Genomic DNA, 1,148 nt, shown 5'->3' on the forward strand with positions numbered 1-1,148 from the left:
TTTAGAGTCGGATATTTGGTTTTTGTGTAAAAATACTTACAAACGCATCCATAATACGTGAAAAATCAAGCGCTAATAAGAGTATAATGAGTACAATCCATTTCGTATAACGAGACATCACTTTTACACTTTTGTAGGTCATGATGATTTCTTGAAGTATTTCTTTTTCTGCTTCTGTAAGCTCTATATCGTCTTGTGTTTTTTTTCTAGCCATGTTTCCACCCACACAAGCGTTCACCTAGATTATTGTGCTTTAAGATCTCTCTTGCTAAGTTTGAACTGATGGTGTTCAGATCTTTCCGGCTTAAATAAATTGGCAACCAGCCAACACAAGAAGAAGCATATTTATTTGTCGCGCAACCAATCAGAGAGAGCAGCACGCACATCAGCATCACTTTTTTGATTAACTTCACTTTCCACCTCCAGACGTGTTGTGGCTGCTTTTAAAGCTTTTTCTGTTTGCTTTTGTTGCTCTGCTTTTTTCCCAAGAGTAAAAGCTCTTGCTAAAATCATAAAAAAAGCGGCTAAAGCCGCACCTGTTAGCATCAGATTTCTTTTTATCCATAAGATCATAGACGATGCTCCTGAAAGCGTTTAGCAACAAAGAAAATACCAGCACATGCGGCTAAAACCATAATGGTTGCCAAAGCCCATTGGATGGGTCCATTTCCTGCTAACAAACCACCAAGCCCAGAAAAAGAACCAATAATCGGTGCAAGTGCTTCTGCTTTGAAAACCCCCGTTGGTGCTTGCGTTTCTACTGTTTGATAATTGGAGGAAACATAAGCCCCTTTTGCCCATAAGCCTGTTTCTGCCGCACGCCGGTGTGCGAGACCTTCAAGACGCTTCCCGCCTGCTTTGGTCCATTTCTGTAGCTCGGCAGGGACAGCTTCATATTCACCTTGATTGAGCTTTTTTAACAGTGTCGAGTTACAAAAGGCTCCTGTTCCTACATTATAGCAAAAAGATACTAACGCCGCGAATTGTTCATCTGTTAATGAAACTGTAACAGCGCGTTCAACAGCATTTTCAAATTGTCTTAAGTCTTGGCAAAGAAGTTCTTCTGCTTGCTTTTCCGTGATGGTCATGCCTTCATAAACAAAAGGCTTTCCAGCATTGTTTGTATGTCCATAACCTATTGTCCACAC

3 protein-coding genes are annotated in these 1,148 nt (G+C 40.7%); all 3 read right to left on the minus strand.

Annotated elements, in window-relative coordinates; genetic code table 11:
* Position 1: 1 nt before the first annotated feature.
* Complete coding sequence (locus ACFIQE_RS10600; protein WP_015856478.1) at positions 2-214, minus strand: hypothetical protein; 213 nt, start codon at positions 212-214, stop codon at positions 2-4.
* A gap of 131 nt (positions 215-345) precedes the next feature.
* Positions 346-573 (minus strand): hypothetical protein, encoded by a 228-nt coding sequence (locus ACFIQE_RS10605; RefSeq protein ID WP_375707725.1) that lies wholly within the window; start codon positions 571-573, stop codon positions 346-348.
* Positions 570-1,148, minus strand: a 579-nt coding sequence (locus tag ACFIQE_RS10610) for a lysozyme (RefSeq protein WP_375707726.1), incomplete at its 5' end; no start/stop codon positions are given. The genes ACFIQE_RS10605 and ACFIQE_RS10610, both read right to left, overlap by 4 nt.

It is taken from the genome of Bartonella sp. AA1HLJMS (assembly GCF_042197445.1).
Lineage (GTDB): Bacteria > Pseudomonadota > Alphaproteobacteria > Rhizobiales > Rhizobiaceae > Bartonella.